The sequence below is a fragment of the Acetatifactor sp. genome, from assembly GCF_982438285.1.
In genome coordinates, this window is record NZ_CEWDFQ010000382.1 from 1 (window position 1) to 2792 (window position 2792).

Sequence of the window (2792 nt, forward strand, 5' to 3'; positions counted from 1 at the left end):
AATAACCAAAAACGGGTTCCGAAGCAGTGGCTAGTCACCCTTATTTTGGTTATTATGACTAGGTTCTGATACCAGGGAGCGGGTTTCGCAATTACCTATTACAATGTCCGGGAAAATCAAATTTGTGCTGGAGCGTCACAAATTTGTCTGATGGCAGATGAGAAACCGCATGCGCGGATTTCTCATCGCCCTGTGGCGTAAAAACGCTCAGAAATGAGAGATTAAGATGGAAAAATGGTTGGTGGCTGCCAAAAGGGCAGATTTTGACAAGTGGGCCAGGGATTTTCACATTAGTCCTGTAACGGCCAGAATTCTGCGAAACAGAGACCTGACTGATGAGGAACAGATTGACATGTTTTTGCATGGAACCCTTAAGGACTGTCATTCTCCCTGGCTTTTAAAGGATATGGAAAAGGCGGTGCAGGCTCTCTTGGAAGCGGCTGCCGGGGGCACTGCCATACGGGTGATCGGCGATTATGATGTGGATGGAATCTGTTCCTCTTATATTCTCACCAAGGGGCTGCAGATACTGGGCGCAAAGGTAGATACCGCCATTCCTCACAGGATTCATGACGGATATGGCTTAAATGAGCATTTGATCCGGCTGGCGAAGCAGGATGGCATCCAGATGATTGTTACCTGCGACAATGGGATAGCGGCAGCGCCTCAGATTAAACTGGCGAAAGAGCTGGGAATCCAGGTGATTGTGACAGACCACCATGAGGTTCCCTTCCTTCAGGAGGATGGGCGCAAAAAGGAGCTGCTTCCCCAGGCTCTGGCGGTGGTGGACCCCAAGAGAGAGGAGTGCGGCTATCCCTTTTCTGGCATCTGCGGAGCTGTGGTGGCCTACAAGCTGATGGAAGCCTTATCTGAGAGGGTGGACAGTGAAACGCTTTTAGATGCCATGGAGGAGTTTTTGGAATTTGCAGCGCTTGCCACAGTGTGCGATGTGATGGAGCTTAAGGATGAAAACCGGATTCTGGTAAAAGAGGGACTTAAGAGAATGCGCCAGACAAGGAATCCGGGACTGAGAGCGCTGATAGAGGTAAACGGCATTTTGCTCCAAAAGCTGTCCGCATATCATCTGGGATTTGTGGTGGGGCCCTGCTTAAATGCTACCGGCAGGCTGGACACGGCAAAAAGAGCGCTGGAGCTTTTGCAGAGTAAGGAAAAGACAGAGGCCATGAGCGCAGCCAGACAGCTGAAGGAATTAAATGACAGCAGGAAAAATCTCACCCTAAAGGGGGTGGAGGAGGCTGAAAGATATATTGAAGAAAGAGGAATCTACAAGGACAAGGTGATGGTGATCTATCTGCCCAAGGTGCATGAAAGCCTGGCAGGAATCATTGCGGGACGGATTCGGGAAAAATATTACAGGCCGGTATTTCTGCTCACCAGGGGGGAAGAGGGCGTGAAGGGCTCCGGCCGGTCCATAGAGGCCTATCCCATGTATGATGCCATGACAGAGGTGAAGGAGCTTTTCACAAAATTCGGCGGACACAGGCTTGCGGCAGGATTTTCCATGCGGGAGGAGGATATTGAGCCGCTGCGCCAGGCGTTGAATGAAAAAAGCGGCCTGGGGGAGGAGGATTTGATTCCCCGGGTACATATTGATGTGCCCATGCCCTTAGCCTATGCGGATGAAGCCCTGGCAGCGCAGCTGGAGCTTTTAGAGCCCTTTGGGGTGGGAAATCCAAAGCCCTTATTTGCCCAAAAGGATTTGATTTTTTTGTCCGGCTATAAAATGGGAGAGAACAAAACCTGTGCCAGATACCGGGTGAAAACCCCGGAGGGGAAAAGCTTTCCGCTGGTGTTTTTTGGAGATCTTCTGCAGTTTGACTCCTTTTTGGAGGAAAAATACGGCCCCGGCGCAAAGGAGGCTCTTTATTGTGGGAATGCTTCCCTGAGTGTGTCTGTGGCTTATCAGCTGGGCATAAATGTCTATCGAGGGAAAAAGGAAATGCAGTTTATTATGCAGCATTACTGCTGATCAGGAAAGGATAGAGGGATATGATACTGACTGTTACTTTAAATCCGGCCGTGGACAAAACCTGCCAGATCGCCAGGCTTCTGCCGGGGGAGGTGAACCGCCTGGAAAAAACCTTCAGCGTGGCGGGAGGGAAAGGAATCAATGTAACCAAGATACTCAGGCAGTTTCATCTTCCGGTGGCCGCCATGGGATTTCTGGGAGGCTACACCGGAAGAATGATAGAGGACGCCGTGATGGAGCTGGGAGCGGAATGCCATTTTACGAGAATTCAGGGGGAAACCAGGACCAATGTAAACCTTTTGGGGGCGGACGGTTATGTGACGGAGTTGCTTGAGCCGGGGCCTGAGATTTCCAAAGAGGAGCTTGCAAATTTTAAAAAGGAATTTGAATATTGCCTGGAGCAGTCCTCCCTTGTGGTACTCTCCGGCAGCGTGCCGAAGGGGGTGCCTGCAGACATTTACGGAGAGCTGGCTGCACGCTGCAGGGCGGAGGGCAGAAGGGTGATACTGGACACCTCGGGGGAGCTTTTGCGGGAAGGTGTGAAGGAAAAGCCTTATATGATAAAGCCCAATAAGAGAGAGCTGGAATTTCTGGCGGGCTGCAGGCTGGCGGACAGAGAAGCGGTGGAAGAGGAGGCTAAAAGGCTGGTGGAGCAGGGCGTAAGCAAGGTGGTGGTGTCCATGGGAAGCAGGGGAATTCTCTATGTGGATGGGGAACAGACCATTTTTGAACCGGCAAAGGATGTGAAGGTTTTAAATACAGTGGGCTGCGGTGACAGTGTGGTGGCTTCTATGGCCATGAG

General features: G+C 51.2%; 2 protein-coding genes. Both read left to right on the top strand.

Going from position 1 to position 2792, the window contains the following annotated elements:
* Positions 1-226: 226 nt before the first annotated feature.
* Positions 227-1990 carry a single-stranded-DNA-specific exonuclease RecJ gene (gene recJ / locus AC1WIP_RS14210; protein ID WP_481142444.1) on the top strand — a complete coding sequence of 588 codons (1764 nt, stop codon included), beginning with the start codon at positions 227-229 and terminating at the stop codon, positions 1988-1990.
* A 20-nt stretch (positions 1991-2010) separates the two neighbouring features.
* Positions 2011-2792, top strand: a 782-nt coding sequence (gene pfkB / locus AC1WIP_RS14215; RefSeq protein WP_481142445.1) for a 1-phosphofructokinase, incomplete at its 3' end; no start/stop codon positions are given.